Raw genomic sequence first — 330 nt, forward strand, 5'->3', positions numbered from 1 at the left:
GTCCGGTGATTCGTTTACCATCAAGGCGGGAGAAAGTGAGTTGGAATTCAGGCGCGCCGATTCTCACTCTCATCCGACGTATCATTTCGCGTTTAATATTCCGAATAATCGTTTTGATGAGGCGAAGGCGTGGATAAAGGATAAAGTCGTTTTTCAAACGGAAGATGGGGAGGATGAGGTGTATTTCACTCATATTCAGGCGCGTTCCTTTTATTTCAAAGATCCGTCCAACAATCTGGCGGAATTCATCGCGAGAGGCACATCGCCGGAAAGCGCGGAACGTTTTTCGATTGAGTCCGTCCTGAATATCGGCGAGGTGAATCTGACGGC

1 protein-coding gene is annotated in these 330 nt (G+C 48.2%); it reads left to right on the forward strand.

The genetic code is table 11. From position 1 onward, the window contains the following. On the forward strand, positions 1–330 hold a 330-nt coding region (locus SB658_RS22705; RefSeq protein ID WP_486308204.1), incomplete at both ends, for a VOC family protein.

It is taken from the genome of Bacillus sp. SIMBA_008 (assembly GCF_046535495.1).
Classification (GTDB): domain Bacteria; phylum Bacillota; class Bacilli; order Bacillales; family Bacillaceae; genus Bacillus; species Bacillus subtilis.